Here is a 3,190-nt window from a genome sequence, read left to right as displayed (position 1 = left end):
CTGCCGCGCTGCGCTTGGCTGCTGGCTTGTTCGGTGAGTCGAAAAGATGCCTCCCCTCAAAGCTCAGCTTCTGCTCGAAGAATCCCTGTCCGCATACTTTCCGGAAATGGTGTTCACAGATTCCGGAATCACTGTTCAACTTCACCGGAATACGCAATATGGGGGGATTACCCCTGAAGCGCAGTGCTGGGTTATTGTTCTTTCATCCTTTGTTCTTTCATCCTCTTGGCGAAGTTCCTTACCCCATTGTCGAGAGCAGACATCGATCTTGTAAAGACATCTTTGAAGTCCTCTGGGCGCCTAACAAAAAGATCGATGCTCACCCAGACATCGTTTTCAACAGTAAATACCTTTGAGACTTTTGATATGGCGTTAGCATCGCTTGCAGCCATGAGAACCTGTGACCGCTCCTTATCACTCTCGATCTGCCAAATGTTTGCGAGAACAATACGGAAGAACTCCGGGTCTCCTTCATTTACATCAATATAGTAGACCTTTCCATCCCTCTTGAATCTAACATCGCCATCGCTATCTATTTCGGGTTTATACTCTTCGTATGTCAAGTAGCTCATGTAGAGTTGTTGGAGTTCAGCCTTGTTCGGAGTTTGCTTATTGGTACCCTGTGCGCTCACGCTAGGCACCGCCAGTAGGATTCCAAATGTTAATGCTATACATACCATCACCATGTTTCTCATCGACACTCTCATTTTAAATCTCCTTTCCCCGTTGATGTACTCGCAAGGCAGTGAGCGGGGATTTCTCGTTGCCGAACGTTTAGTTAAGGGGCAGGCTTTAGGCAAGGTGTGAATCGCCCCCACTTCCCTAGATACCTCATAGCCTTAAAATGAGCCAACCAATCGTAACCCGCACCAGGTAGTAGTGCTTCAACATGGCCCATGCGCCATTTCATCCAAATAGCAGTATCAACACCACCAACCAATAAAGGCGCAAGGCAAACTGTTTAAGCCAAATGGTCATAAAAGTCAGTTGGCAAAGTACCTGCAACAAATGCCACAGCAGCGTGCGTAAGGTTAAGCTCATCACTAACCGAAGTTGCGCCAGCGAATCGGGCTGGATGCGTAACAAGGTAGAACGTGAGCGAGGTGACATCATGGCTGCCATACCTGCTGTGAGTACAACTGCCATACTGTTAGGCAAGGCGCTTTACCTTGATAACAGCGCAAGCAATGATGATTTTTGCCTGAAATGTCACTCAACTGAGGCTCTAGAGCAGCCTGTTGCCGCAAGTACTGTACGCTGCGCGGCATGATGGCTTTATCGTCAGGGTAGTAATCAATATCGTCGATTTGTTGCAACCGCGTTTCGGCGTACGCCACGGTCTCGGTTTTATCTAAACCAAACAGTGTAATAAAGCCCAAATACTCATCGATATGCGCGATGATGTTCTCTTGCCATATGCGGCCATCGAGCAGTTCAAATCGGATCACCTGCGGCCACACCTTGGCGGCACTTTGCACATCACCGCGCCCCAGGTATTGATCGATTTGGTGCTCTAACAGCAGAGCAAAAAAGTCATCAATAACAATGCCTTTACCGCTGCCATTGTCGGTAAGGTAGATCGGCACAGCCGTGAGGGAGTCATCATTCTTTACCCGCTTCGCCCATTGCAAGCAGTGCTGTTGGCTTGGCCAATCTGCCCACGGCCACCAAGGCTGGCTCGCTTTTAGCTGATGATCCAACTGCTGAAACTGTTCAAGCTGTTTTGCCATACGTTTTTTCAGCCAAGCACTAAAGGTGATGCTTTGCTCAGCAGTGCTGCTTTGCAATAGCGTTTGCAACTCGCCACGTAAAAAAGGCCGATCCTGCTTAAAACGAAAGCGTTCGTTCAGCAGTGCAAGGCGGTTTTGTAGATAAGCCTGCTGTGAAAACTCGTTTTGATTTTGCAGCACTTCTTGCAATAGCTGATTATCGTAAGCGAGATAAGGCAAGGGCCAATCGTCATCACCTTGGCACTGTGACAGCGCATACTGTATCTAAGTTGATGAACAACGCGCTGTCGCAGCTGTAAGCCGATCAATAACAAAAGCTTGAAAATTAATTTGCCATATTGTTTTCACACATTTGCACAATGGCATTAATAACATCTGAAAACCCTCCATTTATAACATCTAAGTCCGAACCACAGGCTCTAGAAAGCCAAGTGCCATCATTTATAGAGCCTATAGAGCCTCCGCAATTACTAGAATGTCCATTTATTCCTGTTGAACTGTATGAACCTATCCATAGCGTATAACAACTGCCATCATAATCAATAGTCGCCCAGATATTTTCACCATCTGAAAGTTTAATGTTAGTATTTTCCCAAACGCGCTCAGCGCTTGCGTAGTTACTGACTATCATTGCTGATAAAAACACTGCAAGAAAAAATTTCATTTTCACCATTAATTCTCCTAACTAAGTTGAAAAACACATTTTAGACACTGACTGTCGATATACCTAACATCGAAAACGATGCTTAAAAAACTGCAAAAAATCAATTAAAGTATAGTTAAGTAAACCACGCACCACGTAAGAACACCACATATAGAATAAAAGATATAGCCCCCGAAACTCCCTGGTTACTTTATTTCACGATGCAGACAAACAGGCCCATTGGTGTGACACCTCTTTCTTGAATTCTCTACAACTAGTCATTGCCATAACAACACCTATAATTATCACTCCATAAACGCATGGGTCAAAATAATCACTGCATTACATCATTAAATATCCTCGTTGCTTACTGCCTTCCGCCAACATCACATCGACGATGCCTTGGAAAAAAGCCTTTATCTAACTAAAATACTATATATTCCTTTAATATTTCCATTCTTGGATTTCTCTTTGAGTAAACAAATTAAAGGATGTATGCCGCGGCCACAACCCGCTTGGCGTAAGAGTGCAAAAGATTGGCGTATAAGTACGAGTTAGCCGTACTTTGATTATTTCAGGTAACAGCAGCAAGGGCGGGCAATAGACTCATTACTGGCTACGTGTTGCATGGAGAGCCCTCAGTGAGGTGATGATGCTCATGAATGCGGCGACAAAAAGACTCGCTCAGAGCCACCCAGGTGCGCCTGGAATGTAGCTTTGCGTGTGGCTGAGAAACGCCGCCCCCGGTGTCAGAATAGTTGTCGCCTAATCTGAATAATCTAAATGTGAAGACCGGGGGCGGATAAAGAGTGTCGAA

At 45.4% G+C, this 3,190-nt stretch carries 3 protein-coding genes; all 3 read right to left on the bottom strand.

The window, feature by feature from the left end:
* Window positions 1–191: 191 nt before the first annotated feature.
* The gene (locus tag PG888_RS22605) at window positions 192–707 is read right to left on the bottom strand and encodes a T3SS (YopN, CesT) and YbjN peptide-binding chaperone 1 (protein ID WP_270694446.1); all 516 of its coding nucleotides are present in this window, start codon (window positions 705–707) and stop codon (window positions 192–194) included.
* A gap of 402 nt (window positions 708–1,109) precedes the next feature.
* Window positions 1,110–1,949, bottom strand: coding sequence for a hypothetical protein (locus PG888_RS22600; protein ID WP_270694445.1), 840 nt, complete (start codon window positions 1,947–1,949; stop codon window positions 1,110–1,112).
* A 106-nt stretch (window positions 1,950–2,055) separates the two neighbouring features.
* Window positions 2,056–2,403 carry a hypothetical protein gene (locus PG888_RS22595; RefSeq protein ID WP_270694444.1) on the bottom strand — a complete coding sequence of 116 codons (348 nt, stop codon included), beginning with the start codon at window positions 2,401–2,403 and terminating at the stop codon, window positions 2,056–2,058.
* Window positions 2,404–3,190: the final 787 nt, after the last annotated feature.

It is taken from the genome of Aeromonas sp. QDB23 (assembly GCF_027707745.1).
GTDB lineage: Bacteria > Pseudomonadota > Gammaproteobacteria > Enterobacterales > Aeromonadaceae > Aeromonas > Aeromonas allosaccharophila.
The sequence above is the reverse complement of the archived record's forward strand: the minus strand, read 5'-3'. Positions and strand labels throughout refer to the sequence as shown.